This is a genomic window from Lachnoclostridium phytofermentans, from assembly GCF_000733755.1.
GTDB lineage: Bacteria > Bacillota > Clostridia > Lachnospirales > Lachnospiraceae > Lachnoclostridium > Lachnoclostridium phytofermentans_A.
In genome coordinates, this window is sequence record NZ_JPOF01000001.1 from 1 (window position 1) to 12,438 (window position 12,438).

17 protein-coding genes and 1 pseudogene are annotated in these 12,438 nt (G+C 38.4%); 9 read left to right on the plus strand and 9 right to left on the minus strand.

All coding sequences use genetic code 11. The features are described from left to right. Nucleotides 1-136: 136 nt before the first annotated feature. From CC92_RS22355 to CC92_RS21290, 9 genes and pseudogenes are all read right to left on the minus strand, one after another. Nucleotides 137-307, minus strand: a complete 171-nt coding sequence (locus CC92_RS22355; RefSeq protein WP_156037016.1) for a hypothetical protein — start codon at nt 305-307, stop codon at nt 137-139. Beyond that, nucleotides 297-1,070, minus strand: a complete 774-nt coding sequence (locus CC92_RS0100010) for a hypothetical protein (RefSeq protein WP_029502439.1) — start codon at nt 1,068-1,070, stop codon at nt 297-299. Before CC92_RS0100010 ends, CC92_RS22355 begins: the two co-directional genes overlap by 11 nt. A gap of 12 nt (nt 1,071-1,082) precedes the next feature. Then, nucleotides 1,083-1,286 (minus strand): annotated as a pseudogene (locus tag CC92_RS20610) (helix-turn-helix domain-containing protein). A 15-nt stretch (nt 1,287-1,301) separates the two neighbouring features. Next, complete coding sequence (locus CC92_RS0100020; RefSeq protein WP_031420048.1) at nt 1,302-1,700, minus strand: hypothetical protein; 399 nt, start codon at nt 1,698-1,700, stop codon at nt 1,302-1,304. A 16-nt stretch (nt 1,701-1,716) separates the two neighbouring features. Continuing rightward, a complete protein-coding gene (locus CC92_RS0100025; RefSeq protein ID WP_156037017.1) occupies nt 1,717-1,854 on the minus strand; it encodes a hypothetical protein in 138 nt (45 codons plus the stop codon). A gap of 336 nt (nt 1,855-2,190) precedes the next feature. Next, a complete protein-coding gene (locus CC92_RS0100035) occupies nt 2,191-2,592 on the minus strand; it encodes a hypothetical protein (RefSeq protein WP_031420054.1) in 402 nt (133 codons plus the stop codon). Beyond that, nucleotides 2,561-3,142, minus strand: a complete 582-nt coding sequence (locus CC92_RS0100040) for an AAA family ATPase (protein WP_031420056.1) — start codon at nt 3,140-3,142, stop codon at nt 2,561-2,563. The genes CC92_RS0100035 and CC92_RS0100040 overlap by 32 nt, the downstream gene beginning before the upstream one ends. A 1-nt stretch (nt 3,143) precedes the next feature. Continuing rightward, nucleotides 3,144-3,593 carry an ABC-three component system middle component 2 gene (locus tag CC92_RS20615; RefSeq protein WP_034218381.1) on the minus strand — a complete coding sequence of 150 codons (450 nt, stop codon included), beginning with the start codon at nt 3,591-3,593 and terminating at the stop codon, nt 3,144-3,146. Next, entirely contained in the window at nt 3,586-4,560 is a 975-nt protein-coding gene (locus CC92_RS21290; RefSeq protein ID WP_051669040.1) for an ABC-three component system protein, read from the minus strand. Before CC92_RS21290 ends, CC92_RS20615 begins: the two co-directional genes overlap by 8 nt. 447 nt (nt 4,561-5,007) lie before the next feature. Between CC92_RS21290 and CC92_RS0100055 the strand changes: the two genes are divergently transcribed. From CC92_RS0100055 to CC92_RS0100095, 9 genes are all read left to right on the plus strand, one after another. Further along, a complete protein-coding gene (locus CC92_RS0100055) occupies nt 5,008-5,493 on the plus strand; it encodes an RNA polymerase sigma factor (RefSeq protein ID WP_029502434.1) in 486 nt (161 codons plus the stop codon). 76 nt (nt 5,494-5,569) lie between these two features. Then, nucleotides 5,570-6,370 carry a phage antirepressor KilAC domain-containing protein gene (locus CC92_RS0100060; RefSeq protein ID WP_029502433.1) on the plus strand — a complete coding sequence of 267 codons (801 nt, stop codon included), beginning with the start codon at nt 5,570-5,572 and terminating at the stop codon, nt 6,368-6,370. Continuing rightward, nucleotides 6,357-6,785 carry a DUF4406 domain-containing protein gene (locus CC92_RS0100065; RefSeq protein WP_029502432.1) on the plus strand — a complete coding sequence of 143 codons (429 nt, stop codon included), beginning with the start codon at nt 6,357-6,359 and terminating at the stop codon, nt 6,783-6,785. The genes CC92_RS0100060 and CC92_RS0100065 overlap by 14 nt, the downstream gene beginning before the upstream one ends. Continuing rightward, nucleotides 6,785-9,031, plus strand: a complete 2,247-nt coding sequence (locus tag CC92_RS0100070) for a phage/plasmid primase, P4 family (RefSeq protein ID WP_029502431.1) — start codon at nt 6,785-6,787, stop codon at nt 9,029-9,031. The genes CC92_RS0100065 and CC92_RS0100070 overlap by 1 nt, the downstream gene beginning before the upstream one ends. Nucleotides 9,032-9,175: 144 nt before the next feature. Then, nucleotides 9,176-9,457, plus strand: coding sequence for a VRR-NUC domain-containing protein (locus CC92_RS0100075; RefSeq protein ID WP_029502430.1), 282 nt, complete (start codon nt 9,176-9,178; stop codon nt 9,455-9,457). Then, complete coding sequence (locus CC92_RS0100080; RefSeq protein ID WP_029502429.1) at nt 9,438-10,802, plus strand: DEAD/DEAH box helicase; 1,365 nt, start codon at nt 9,438-9,440, stop codon at nt 10,800-10,802. The genes CC92_RS0100075 and CC92_RS0100080 overlap by 20 nt, the downstream gene beginning before the upstream one ends. 46 nt (nt 10,803-10,848) lie before the next feature. Continuing rightward, the gene (locus CC92_RS0100085) at nt 10,849-11,268 is read left to right on the plus strand and encodes a DUF1492 domain-containing protein (protein WP_029502428.1); all 420 of its coding nucleotides are present in this window, start codon (nt 10,849-10,851) and stop codon (nt 11,266-11,268) included. Between the two features lie 134 nt (nt 11,269-11,402). Next, nucleotides 11,403-11,762 (plus strand): HNH endonuclease, encoded by a 360-nt coding sequence (locus tag CC92_RS0100090; protein WP_029502427.1) that lies wholly within the window; start codon nt 11,403-11,405, stop codon nt 11,760-11,762. 121 nt (nt 11,763-11,883) lie between these two features. Beyond that, nucleotides 11,884-12,438: a P27 family phage terminase small subunit gene (locus CC92_RS0100095; protein ID WP_029502426.1), complete on the plus strand. Its 555-nt coding sequence runs from the start codon at nt 11,884-11,886 to the stop codon at nt 12,436-12,438.

Consider the following 12,438-nt stretch of genomic DNA (forward strand, 5'->3'; position numbering starts at 1 on the left):
CAATCAGACTTTATGAAAGAGATAAAGTCTTCAATTTTTTCTTGATGACATGAATTGCCAGATCCCATCTTTAGGCTTACACCCCATCTTTTGATTATTTATGGTAATATAAATATCTTGTTTCAATTTATTATTCTTAACATATGTAGCAGATATTTCTGTTTGGTCGGTGTAAGGAATATCTTTGGTAGCACAATATATATTTAATAAATTCCTTCATTGTAAGATTTAAGTCTTTGAATTTTTTTCCGTCAAGATAGTTTGACATTTCTAATTCATTATTAGTACCGTGTGAATTATCTGCCATATCTTCCATACCTCCTTATTCTGCTTAAGTCATCTCCTAAACTTGCCCATTTTATTTGCATTACGTGGCGTCTGTCAGCAGTGTTTGGATTATAGTTTAAATTTCGATTCCATACTTGATAATTTAAATTACTAAAGTGTATAGTTGTGGAAGTGTTATTTTGTTCAAGCAAATAATCAATAATTTCGTCACGATTAGCCCATAAAGCGTTATTTATATTGCCGTGAAAAATTGCATCAACAGTTGGTGCAGGTGATACGTTACCTACAAATAAGACTCTATCAAAGAAACTGACTAAAAAATCGGTATTATCAAAAGCGTGATTAATAGATACTACCTTTGAATAGTTTGAAGATATCCATTCACTTGCGCTAATTCTATTGCCACCATTTCCATCCGTAGAACCATCTCCATAGTGAAATTCTTTAAGATACGCAATAATTCTACTTTCCATTCCACAATTTCTAAGATAATTTTCAAATACAGGAAGTTTTTCTTGGTGGACACTATTTCCGGCACCTTTTTTCACGCTGATGTATTTGGTTACATTATCAATCCTAATTGCAATATCTGGTTTAACCATGCCGGTGGGTTTCGATGCATACATTTTACATCCATATAAGTCATCACATTCGAATAAAAACGAAATAAACTCTTGCATATTACCATTAAGATTTTCAAAATATTGCTTACTGTTAATATAGTTAATTATTTCAGTTTCATTAGCGAAACCATCACTGTTGTCTCCAATAATTCTTGCCATAACGGTGCCTCCTTAATCCTTGATTGTTTCCATGATGTCCTCTACCTTACAATCTAAGGCGGTACATACCTTTAAAAGGACATCCGTTGATATATTTGCTCCCTTGCCAGCTTGGCAATAGAAGCAGAACTAATGCCTGCAAGTTCTCGCAAGTCTTTTTTTTTGCATTTCTTTGTCAATTAGCATTTTCCATAATTTGTTATAACTAATTCGCATTGTATTCCTCCAATTTTATTCCCTTGCATCCAACAGGAAACCATAACGACTATCTTTGAATTCACTCACATAATTATCATGTGTGAAATCAATAATCCTAATTCCAGCGGATTCAAAGTCGATTTTAGGTAAATTTCTTTTATTCTCCACAATAATTGTTTGCCCAACATCACAGTGATTGATGAAATATTGAAATAGATTAAATTTCATACTTTCTTTGTCATCTTCCGTTACACCTTCATCAAAACCATGAAGAGGTGTGTCAACGATAAATAGACCGGGATTATATTTTGATTTTTCGATAAAGTATTGGCGTAGTGATAAACCAGCCACTGTATTGATAAAGGAATGATACCCTTTGCCGTGACTGTCAGATTTAAAGTCACCATTAACAAGCAAGTCAAATTTACCCATATCAAACCCTGCTGTATTAAAAACCACGATAATGACACTCTGTAAAAATTTCATTGGCATAGTTTGCCATATCAATTGCAAAATTATCTGGAAAATGTTCTCTTGGTTTATATACAGATTTGAGTGTATCGGAGTCTTTCTTTTCAGTTTCCAAAACGACAGCATCCTCTAATTTTTTGGAAAATTCTTGAATTAAGGAATAAGACTTTTGCAACTCAATATATTGTCTGTACTGGTCGGATTTTTTCTTTTAAAGAAGTAGTTTCCGGATTTAATTTGTCTGCAATTAAACCTTGAAGATCTGAACGTTTAGTTTCCAAATTATGAATTTGCTCTTTTATATCGGAAAGTTCTGCGTTAATATGTGCTTCGCTTTTTTCCAATCCCTGCATTTGAACAATTATACGAGAAAGTTCCTTTTTGGCAGATTCAGTATAATTAATAGAGGGCATCTTTTTATTGGAGTAGCACAGTATGGGCAATCTCGGTTTTAGGCATATTTGCTCTGATTTTTTTCGCCTTCAGCAATAAAGGTAAGGCGTTTAATATCAGAGGAGTATTGTGTTTTTAATGCTTGGTATCGATTGAGAATCAAGCTATGTTCAGAAGCTTTGTCTTGGCATTCTGTTATAGCAGATACAATAGCTGATAATTCGGTTAAAGCATTATTTAGGGATCCCTCGACCTCATTTAATCTGTCAATCGCTTTGTCTATCTCTTCTTCAACGTTGATTTCATCAAGACTATGAAGAGTTTCTTCCAAAATTTCTCGTTGTTGTGACCATTCCACAATTCTGTTATGTGCAAAATCTTTGATAGCACCTCGTTTTGCAGCAGATATTTTATCAGAATCTTGCTCATTATGTTCTGAGAAGTCGTTTCCAGTAATCAAATATAACAGAGAAGAGAGAAAATAAACCTTCTCGGAGTTTTGTTTTTTCAGGTGTAATAATAGAATGTGGGTCATCTATATCATCTTCATTAAGATAAAATGAGCGAAGAATACGAAGCATGGTTAGATGCTTTCTTACGCCGTCTTTATTGTAGAGAACCTGCACATCCTGATTTATACCTAATAGCTTAAGCCAAAGAGATTGTATTACAGGGCGAGAATTTCCTTTTGTTGTATCAAATTTCACATCATAATCTCCACTTGAAATTCCTTTCACTTCAGAGTTGACGGAAATAACATTCTTTCCGACTTTACGAGTGAGAGATATAGCCCCTTGTAATGTTTGCAAAGTTACGGTGAAGGTGTCATATCCATTTTTCTTTTTCCCAAAAGGCTTAGTTCCACCCATCAAAAATTTAATAGACTTTAAGATGGCAGACTTACCAGTATCGGATGCTCCACAGATAATATTTAATCCGGGATTTAATGATACACGGGATGTAGTTTTATCTATACCAGAAGCAATAATTTCCTTTATATAAAATTCCATATCATTGATTCCTTTCTCTTGGCATTAAGGCAAAGTGGTTAAGGATGTCGACAATTTCTACTGTGTTCTTATCAGTAAGAAATTCCTTTGTTTTATATGCCAAGTTGATGTAATCAGCAGCATAACGAGTGGTCATTTCATCACAAATAGAAATCCCCTTATCTGTGATGGAATATGTGAATCCATCTGCTGATGTGTGAAGAGTTACTTCTTCGTTAAGTAACAATTCTTTAAGAGCAAGGGATACCTGCTCTCGTCTTACTGCATATTCCGAAAAATTAAACTCGTTTACACCATGTAAATTTATGGTTCCAACACCAAAGTCGGCAGCGTAAATTGTAATAAAATCAGAAGCAACAATGCTGTCCTTTGTCATATTTTTTTCGTTTACATATAGTGTAAGAAGAATACGAAGTGATATTTCGAATGTAGAGTTGAAAATATTATTCATAATCATCCGTCCAATCTATTTCTAATAAATGGCATACGCCCTTTCTCTCTTTAGGACCTATAAGACGTTCGCATTGGTCAACAACAGATGTGGTTTTACAATGAATCACTGTCTTGAGAACTTCGACTAAGCGTTTAAATCCGTTATCATATTCGTCACGAAGGGTATCACTTATATAATCGTATGTTTCAGATTTCCACGTTTTCATTTCTATATCTGGATTAGCAAAAGATTCTCGTAAAATTCTATCTATGCGAATAGCACTGTAATAATTGATACGTTGTTCCTCAAAATTATCTCTATATTTACGTTTTAAAGATGGAACATCGTCAATTGTAATCTTGGAACTTCCTAAAGCTTCTGCGTATGCGTTGAGAAGTTGAGCAATATAAAATCCTTCTTCATCCGCTATTCCTTCCGGAGGTAGTAGTTGAGGTGGTAATTCTATAATTGTATTGTCAATATGTATTTTGTTATCTCTAGGGTCGTAATAAAAACTTTTACTCAGTTCGTCAGCATTATTAATTTTATCTTTAGTATCTTTAATAATAGGTTCATCGTCAATTTGGTCATGAAGAATTGCTACAAACAAATCTGCACAAGCATACCCGATATCACCTTCTTCAGAATTAAACTGGGGAAGGTGATTTTTAATATCTTTTTCGATGTTAAGCTGTGTATCCTCATCAAATTGTTGTATGTATTTTGCAAACTTATTGGTATCACGCTTCTGATATACCACTCTTAATTTTTTTACATTAAGATTTCCACCACGAAATAGCCTTTCAATGGTGTCTTGTTGTAATGAATCAAAAGGATTGTATTTATCATTCTTTTCTTGTGCTAATTCTTCCTTGGTAGAAGGATCCCTCATAATGCTATCAAAAAGTAGCAGAAAATACTGGTATTGAGAATCCGTACCAGCACAATTATTGTAAAGAATTTGTGCAAAGTCTTTAAACAGCATTTATTTGCTCCTTTCGATTTTCCGAACCCTTCCGATTGCTTCCGTGCAATTCCGAAAAAGACTTCTGAAAAATACTAAAATGTAGATAGTGGAAGTTACAAACATGTGTAAGTGTAACTCGCTTTATTAAGTATATCACAAAAATGTACATTTTACCAGAAGTTCAAATTTGCGTTTGTAAATTTTGTGTGTGCATTCAAAAATCAGAACTGTTGAACATGTGTAGATAGTGATATTCACAACAATCAATATCACAAGGCCTGATTAGCTATAGGGCATTGGGATACAAATATCGAGCCAACCACAGTACAAGCTGTGGAAGGTACGATAGAAGTACCCTTATTTTCCTATGCTCTTTTTCAGGCAAGATGGTCGGTACTTCTAAAGCACCGGCCATTTTTGTACCCTTTGCCCTTCCGCTGAGAATCAGGCGGAAAGGACAAGAGAATGAAGTTGAAGATTCGTTATGAAGAAAAGTATGAAACTGTGGAGGTTAACAGCGAAGAAATGTGGGTCAGCCTGTCTTTGGAAGGAGGAGAAAATCTCACTCAAGAAGAGAAGGAAACGATGATTCAGGATGCTTTTGAAGAGAAGTTTAATAAGCCTGAATACAACAACTGGCACAAATTTGACCGTCATCGTGGGAACTTAAAAAAGCAGTTCAGAAAAGATGATGAAGATGCTGATGAAAGTGATGGCTTGGATACTGTTGGGGATTACTCACAGGAAGAAGAACGTACTCGCAAATATGAATACGAGGATTTGTGCCAAAGAATCCGTGCTGTATTAAAGCCTAATTTTGCAGAGGTCATAATTGCCATGTGTTTGGATGATATGACACCGGAAGAATATGCAGCTACCACAGGAGAAAAGAGAGATACCGTCTATAAACGATTACAGAGAGCCAAGAAAAAATTTAAAGAATTTTTCTAAAACTGTCCAATCTGCCCCCCTCCCAAGGCTAACAGGTAGAGGGTCAACCTCAAATAAATTACAGGAGGTAATTCTTATGAGCGAATTACAGATTTTTAAGAATGCGGAATTTGGCTCTGTTCGCACAATTGCTATTGATAGTGAGCCATATTTTGTGGGTAAAGACATAGCTGTTATTTTAGGGTACAGCAATCCAAGAGATGCTCTGGCAAAGCACGTTGATGATGAAGATAAGGGGGTAGCAAAATGCGACACCCTTGGTGGAATCCAAGATTTAACGGTTATCAATGAGTCCGGTCTTTACAGCCTTATTCTTTCGAGTAAGCTACCGACTGCTAAAAAGTTCAAACGCTGGGTTACAAGTGAAGTTCTCCCTGCTATTCGTAGACATGGTATTTACGCAGTAGATGAGGTGTTGAATAACCCAGACATGCTGATTGCAGCACTTACAGAGTTGAAGGAAGAGCGTGCAAGAATGAAGGCTTTAATGGAAACTGTAGCTGTTCAGAATCAGCAGATTGTGGAGATGAAACCAAAAGCCAGTTATTACGATGTGGTGCTTAATTGTAAAGACCTTGTAGCAATCTCTGTTATTGCAAAGGATTATGGTTGGAGCGCTAATCGTATGAATCAGTATCTTCACGAAAAAGGAGTACAGTACAAACAGGGCAATAAAATATGGCTATTGTATCAGAAGTATGCCGAGATGGGTTATACCAATACCAAGACACACAGTTATCCCGGTAGTGATGGCTCGATGCACACAGCCTTTCATACTTATTGGACACAAGCAGGCCGCCTTTTCATTTATGGGCTGTTAAAGGCAGATGGTATTTTACCTACAATGGAACAGGAGGAAAGTTATGGCGATAGATAAATTTAACGCAGAGGGTTATTATGACCCGGTTGTATTTGAGGCTTTAACAAAAATTGAAAAGGAAGAGCGTGCGGCAAGAAAGGCCGCCGCTTTCCGACCTATGGTGTATGTGTGCAGTCCATATGCCGGGGATATTGATAAAAACACAGCTAACGCAAGGATGTATTCCCGTTTTGCTGTAGCCAAAAATACGATTCCACTTGCTCCACATCTATTACTGCCACAGTACATTTCGGAAGAACACGAGAGAGGTCTTGCTATGTTTATGAATAAGGTTTTTCTCGGTAAGTGTGATGAATTATGGGTATTTGGCAGCAGTATTTCGTCCGGGATGTCAGAAGAGATTGAATTGGCAGGTAAGATGAGAAAGAAAATCAGATATTTTACTGAGGAATTGCAGGAGGTGGAACAGTAATGAGATTAACGATTTATACGGCAGATTGCGTTGGCAGTCTGTCTAACTGTGTTTATCCAAATAAACATATTATTACGGATGAGGCTGCTATGAACGTAGCAATGAAGTATGACCATGTGACGGCTGCATATAAGGATAATTACCGTAATAATTCCAATTTTATTACAGCTGATAATGTTCCTCTTGATTGTGACAATGACCATAGTGATAATCCAGCCGAATGGATTACACCTTTTGAAGTGGCTATGGCATTTCCTGATGTTGCTTTTGTAGCTGTGTATAGTAGAAACCATATGAAAGTAAAAGACGGTAGGTCTGCCCGTCCAAGATTTCATGCGTATTTTATTATCCCGGAAGTAACAGACTCCAAGGAATATACACTTCTTAAGAAGAGGATTGCAGCCTCTTTTCCCTACTTCGATAGCAATGCACTTGATAGTGCAAGACTGCTTTTCGGTGTAGCAGAACCACAGGTGGAATTTTACGAAGGCAGCAGTAACATCATTGATTTCCTTGATGATCAGGAATTTGATGCTTGGGATAATCAGCAATCGGAAGTTCCACAGGGCAAGAGAAATAATACAATGTCCCATTATGCCGGGAAAATCATCAAACGCTATGGAGATACCGATGAGACATATCAGCTTTATTTACAAAAGGCTGAAAAATGTAATCCTCCACTTGAAGATGCTGAACTTAAGACCATATGGAATAGTGCCTTAAAGTTTGGTGCGAAGGTATCATCTCAAGAAGGATATATTTCACCAGAACAGTATAATGCAGATTTTGAATTAAAGCCGGATGATTTCTCCGATGTAGGACAGGCTGTGGTGCTTGCAAGAGAATATAACGAAAGTCTCAGATATTCCCCTTCCACAGGTTACCTTGTTTATAATGGTAGCTTTTGGGAAGAGTCGGATCCTTTGTCACAGGCTGTTGCACAGGAACTTACTACCAGACAGCTTGCCGAGGCAGAGGTTGAAATCAAGAAAAGATTAAAAGAAATGGAACAAAACGGTGCCTTTAAAATCTTGGCTCAGATGGGTGCGAATAAAGCGGTGTCTGCTTTTAATGAAGTGCAGGCTCGTTCCTTTGAACTGTATGAGGATGCCATCAATTATAAAAAGTATGCCATCAAACGCAGGGATTCCAAGTACATCTCCTCTGCTCTAAAAGAAGTTAGACCAATGGTGGGTATTACCCAGAACCTACTTGATGAAGATGAGTTCTTGCTCAATACTCCCGGTGGTACTTGTGACCTTCGTAAAGGTGCAAGTGATATCCGTGAACATAATGCTTTTGATTACATTACCAAGCAGACAGCTGTGGATGCAGATACTGTGGGTGCAGACTTATGGGAGGATGCTCTTAATACATTCTTCTACAAAGACAAAGCACTCATTGATTATGTGCAGAAAATCGTAGGTTTGTCTGCTATCGGCAAGGTATATGTAGAGGCTTTGATTATTGCATATGGAGAAGGACGTAACGGTAAATCTACTTTTTGGAATGTGGTATCTCGTGTACTTGGTACTTATAGCGGTAATATTTCTGCTGATGTGCTGACCGTTGGGTGTAAAAGAAATGTGAAACCGGAACTTGCCGAGGCCAAGGGCAAAAGACTGCTCATTGCAGCTGAATTGGAAGAAGGTATGAGACTTAACACATCTAATGTAAAGCAGCTTTGTTCTACGGATGAAATCTATGCTGAGAAGAAATACAAAGCACCATTTTCCTATATCCCAAGCCACACGCTTGTGCTTTACACCAATCACTTACCGAAGGTCGGTGCCATTGATAAAGGTACATGGCGAAGACTGATAGTGATTCCGTTTCAGGCAAAGATTGAAGGCAGTAACGATGTGAAGAATTTTGCTGATTATCTTTTTGAGAATGCTGGTGGTGCGATACTTTCTTGGGTCATTGCGGGTGCGAAAAAGGTAATCGAGGATAATTACCATATTGAACCTCCACAGAAGGTACAGGATGCCATTCGTAAGTATAAAGAAAATAATGACTGGATGTCACATTTCCTTATGGAGTGTTGTGAGGTGGATGAAAGCTATACTGCAAAATCGGGAGAAGTCTATAACTCATATCGTTCGTATTGCACGCAGGTGGGTGACTTTATTCGCAGTACGGCTGATTTTTACACGGCCTTGGAAAGCAACGGATTCGACCGTAAAAAAACAAGGGATTGCAACCTTATAATCGGTCTTCGATTAAAGTCAGATTTCCTTGAATAAAAGCATTTATTCTTTAGTGTGGAAGTCTATGGAAGTCTTTTCTATAAATTATCTTAAAGATAAAAAAATAAAGATATATATATAAAGTTACGGAAATACACTCCATAGACCTCCACCTATAAATTTTGGATGGAGGTATCGGATTTGCGAGAGAAAGAAATAGAACAGAAATTAGTAACCGAGGTAAAGAAACGTGGTGGCATCTGCCCCAAGTTTGTATCTCCCGGATTTGATGGTATGCCGGATAGAATTGTGCTTTTACCAATTAGGAAGTTTGGCTTTGTGGAAGTAAAAGCACCGGGAGAGGAACCAAGGCCGTTACAAAAAGCAAGACACAGGCTTTTGAAAAATCTTGGTTTTACGGTTTGTATCTTAGATGGCATAGAGCAGATTGGAGGGATTATTGATGAAATACAATCCACATAGTTATCAGACCTTTGCCACTGAGTACATTGAAAATCATAAAATAGCAGCCGTCTTACTTGATATGGGTTTAGGAAAAACAAGCATCACACTGACTGCTATCAATAACCTACTTTTTGATAGTTTTGATGTGCATAGGGTTTTGGTAATTGCACCACTTCGTGTAGCACGAAATACATGGAGTGCAGAAATGGATAAGTGGGAGCATCTGTCAGACCTTATCTATTCCATTGTAGTTGGAACAGAAAAAGAAAGGCTCTCTGCCTTATCTACCAAAGCGGATATTTATATTATCAACCGTGAAAATGTGCAATGGCTGATAGAATCAAGTGGAATACCTTTTGATTTTGATATGGTAATTGTGGATGAACTTTCTTCTTTCAAAAACCACCAAGCTAAGAGATTTAAGGCATTTATGAAAGTCAGACCATCGGTTCAAAGGATAGTCGGTCTAACGGGAACACCAAGCAGTAACGGTCTGATGGATTTATTCGCAGAATTTAAGCTGCTGGATATGGGAGAGCGTTTGGGAAGATTTATCGGTCAGTTTAGGACGGCATATTTTAAGCCGGATAGAATGAATGGTCCTATTGTTTATTCTTATAAGCCACTTCTCGGTGCAGAGGAGCAGATATATAAGAAAATCTCTGACATTACCATTTCTATGAAAGCAGTAGACCATCTTAAAATGCCAGAACTTGTATCCACCGAATATGCTGTGTATTTATCAGATGAGGAAAAAGAACGATATGAGGAAATGAAACGAGATCTGGTATTATCACTTCCGGATGGGGAGATAACGGCGGCAAATGCAGCATCTCTTTCAGGAAAATTAACACAGATGGCAAACGGAGCCGTTTATTCCGATGATGAAGGCATTGTCCATATTCATGATAGAAAATTGGATGCACTTGAGGATATTATCGAGGCGGCAAACGGCAAACCGATATTAGTGGCATATTGGTATAAGCATGACTATGACAGAATTATAAAAAGGCTTTCTGAAATTGGAACTGCCTATCAGAAACTTGATACAGATGCCAGCATTAGAAAATGGAATGAGGGTAAACTTCCTGTGGCACTTATTCATCCTGCCTCTGCAGGTCACGGTCTGAATCTGCAAAGTGGTGGTTCAACTTTAGTGTGGTTTGGACTTACTTGGTCTTTGGAATTGTACCAACAGACCATAGCAAGATTATGGAGACAGGGTCAAACCTCTAATACCGTTTCGGTACTTCACTTGACTGCCAAGGGTACCATTGATGAAAGGATTATGAGGGCGTTATTCTTAAAGGAAAATACGCAGACGGCACTAATCGATGCTGTCAAAGCAGATATGAAAATCTAAGACAAGAAATGACAATCCGAGGGAAGAAAATATCGGAGGTGTCAAAATGACAGCAAAAGAATATTTAGGACAGGCCCGTTTTTTAGATATGCGTATTAATTCCAAGATTCAGCAGATTGCATCTTTGAATGAGCTGGCAACAAGGTGTACAGCCACCATATCAGATATGCCTAAGAATCCCAACCGTGGAGGTTCCCGTATGGCAGATGCCGTAATTAAGATTATTGACTTACAGGAAGAAATCAACCGTGACATAGATAAATTGGTGGAACTAAAGCGAGAGATTATGGGGATTATCAAGGCAGTGCCAAATGTGGAATATCAGACAGTTCTTGAGAAACGTTATCTTTGCTTTATTACATGGGAGCAGATAGCCGTTGATATGAATTACAGTATGCAGCACACGTTTCGCATTCACGAGAAAGCCTTAAAAGAAATTGAGGCTTATCTGCAAAGTGGAGAGTAAAGTTGATAGAATGAGAGTAGCCTCCTATGATATCATTATAATGCGAAAAGAATAATCAAACGGGCAACCGTAACAAGCCTTTGTGGGTATGACATCTGCAAGGGCTTTTCTTATGCCCAAAGGAGGTGGAATGAGTGCCGAGAAAACCAAAGCGTCCGTGTTCCTTCCCTGGCTGTCCGAACCTTACGGATGGTAGGTTATGTGAGGAACACGAAAAGCAGGAAAACAAGCGTTACGAAACCTATGACCGTGACCCTGCTACAAGAAGAAGGTACGGCAGAGCGTGGAAACGAATCCGTGACAAGTATGTGTCAGAGCATCCTCTGTGTGAGATGTGTCTTGCTGAAGGAAAACTTATGTCAGTGGATGAGGTTCATCATAAGATTCCCCTTGCAAAGGGTGGAACACACGCAAGAGATAATTTGATTGGTCTTTGCAAGTCCTGTCATGCGAAGATTCATGCTGAAAGTGGTGACCGTTGGCACAACCGATGACGAGGTAGGGGCGGTCAGAATCTCTACACCTTTATACTGGTGCAACGGGCGTGGGGTCTTACGCACAAAATCGCAATTTCAAAGGGGGTATATAAGGGTCCCCGTAAAGGAGGGATGCAAAATGGCGAAGGACGGTACAAACCGAGGTGGTGCCAGAGTAGGTGCCGGAGCAAGAAAAAAGCCTTTAGCAGATAAGATTGCAGAAGGTAATCCGGGCAAAAGAGCGTTGACTGTCATTGACTTTGATAATCAGTCTGTCAATTTGGAAGGTCAGCCTATGCCTAAGCCGTCAAAATTACTGTCTGCCAAACAAAAGGACGGTAAAAAACTAATAGCGGCAGAAATTTATAAAACAACATGGGAGTGGTTACACGAGCGTGGATGTGCTGCTCTTGTATCTCCACAGTTGTTGGAACGATACTCTATGAGTGTTGCACGATGGATTCAGTGCGAAGAGGCTGTGACGGAATTTGGATTCCTTGCGAAACATCCGACTACAGGCAATGCGATACAAAGTCCGTATGTGGCAATGAGTCAGAATTTTATGAGTCAGACCAACAGGCTGTGGATGGAAATCTATCAAATTGTAAAAGAAAATTGTGCAGGCGAATACGCAGGTGCGACTCCACAGGATGATGCAATGGAACGTTTGCTGCTTGCAAGGAAAGGACATTGA

What these genes read in the sequence shown, in the direction of transcription:
- CC92_RS22355 (WP_156037016.1), bottom strand. Translation starts at nt 307, where the DNA reads ATGGCAGATAATTCACACGGTACTAATAATGAATTAGAAATGTCAAAC.
- CC92_RS0100060 (WP_029502433.1), top strand. Translation starts at nt 5,570, where the DNA reads ATGAGCGAATTACAGATTTTTAAGAATGCGGAATTTGGCTCTGTTCGC.
- CC92_RS0100070 (WP_029502431.1), top strand. Translation starts at nt 6,785, where the DNA reads ATGAGATTAACGATTTATACGGCAGATTGCGTTGGCAGTCTGTCTAAC.
- CC92_RS0100095 (WP_029502426.1), top strand. Translation starts at nt 11,884, where the DNA reads ATGGCGAAGGACGGTACAAACCGAGGTGGTGCCAGAGTAGGTGCCGGA.
- CC92_RS0100020 (WP_031420048.1), bottom strand. Translation starts at nt 1,700, where the DNA reads ATGGGTAAATTTGACTTGCTTGTTAATGGTGACTTTAAATCTGACAGT.
- CC92_RS0100080 (WP_029502429.1), top strand. Translation starts at nt 9,438, where the DNA reads ATGAAATACAATCCACATAGTTATCAGACCTTTGCCACTGAGTACATT.
- CC92_RS0100055 (WP_029502434.1), top strand. Translation starts at nt 5,008, where the DNA reads ATGAAGTTGAAGATTCGTTATGAAGAAAAGTATGAAACTGTGGAGGTT.
- CC92_RS0100085 (WP_029502428.1), top strand. Translation starts at nt 10,849, where the DNA reads ATGACAGCAAAAGAATATTTAGGACAGGCCCGTTTTTTAGATATGCGT.
- CC92_RS0100040 (WP_031420056.1), bottom strand. Translation starts at nt 3,142, where the DNA reads ATGGAATTTTATATAAAGGAAATTATTGCTTCTGGTATAGATAAAACT.
- CC92_RS20615 (WP_034218381.1), bottom strand. Translation starts at nt 3,593, where the DNA reads ATGAATAATATTTTCAACTCTACATTCGAAATATCACTTCGTATTCTT.
- CC92_RS0100010 (WP_029502439.1), bottom strand. Translation starts at nt 1,070, where the DNA reads ATGGCAAGAATTATTGGAGACAACAGTGATGGTTTCGCTAATGAAACT.
- CC92_RS21290 (WP_051669040.1), bottom strand. Translation starts at nt 4,560, where the DNA reads ATGCTGTTTAAAGACTTTGCACAAATTCTTTACAATAATTGTGCTGGT.
- CC92_RS0100065 (WP_029502432.1), top strand. Translation starts at nt 6,357, where the DNA reads ATGGCGATAGATAAATTTAACGCAGAGGGTTATTATGACCCGGTTGTA.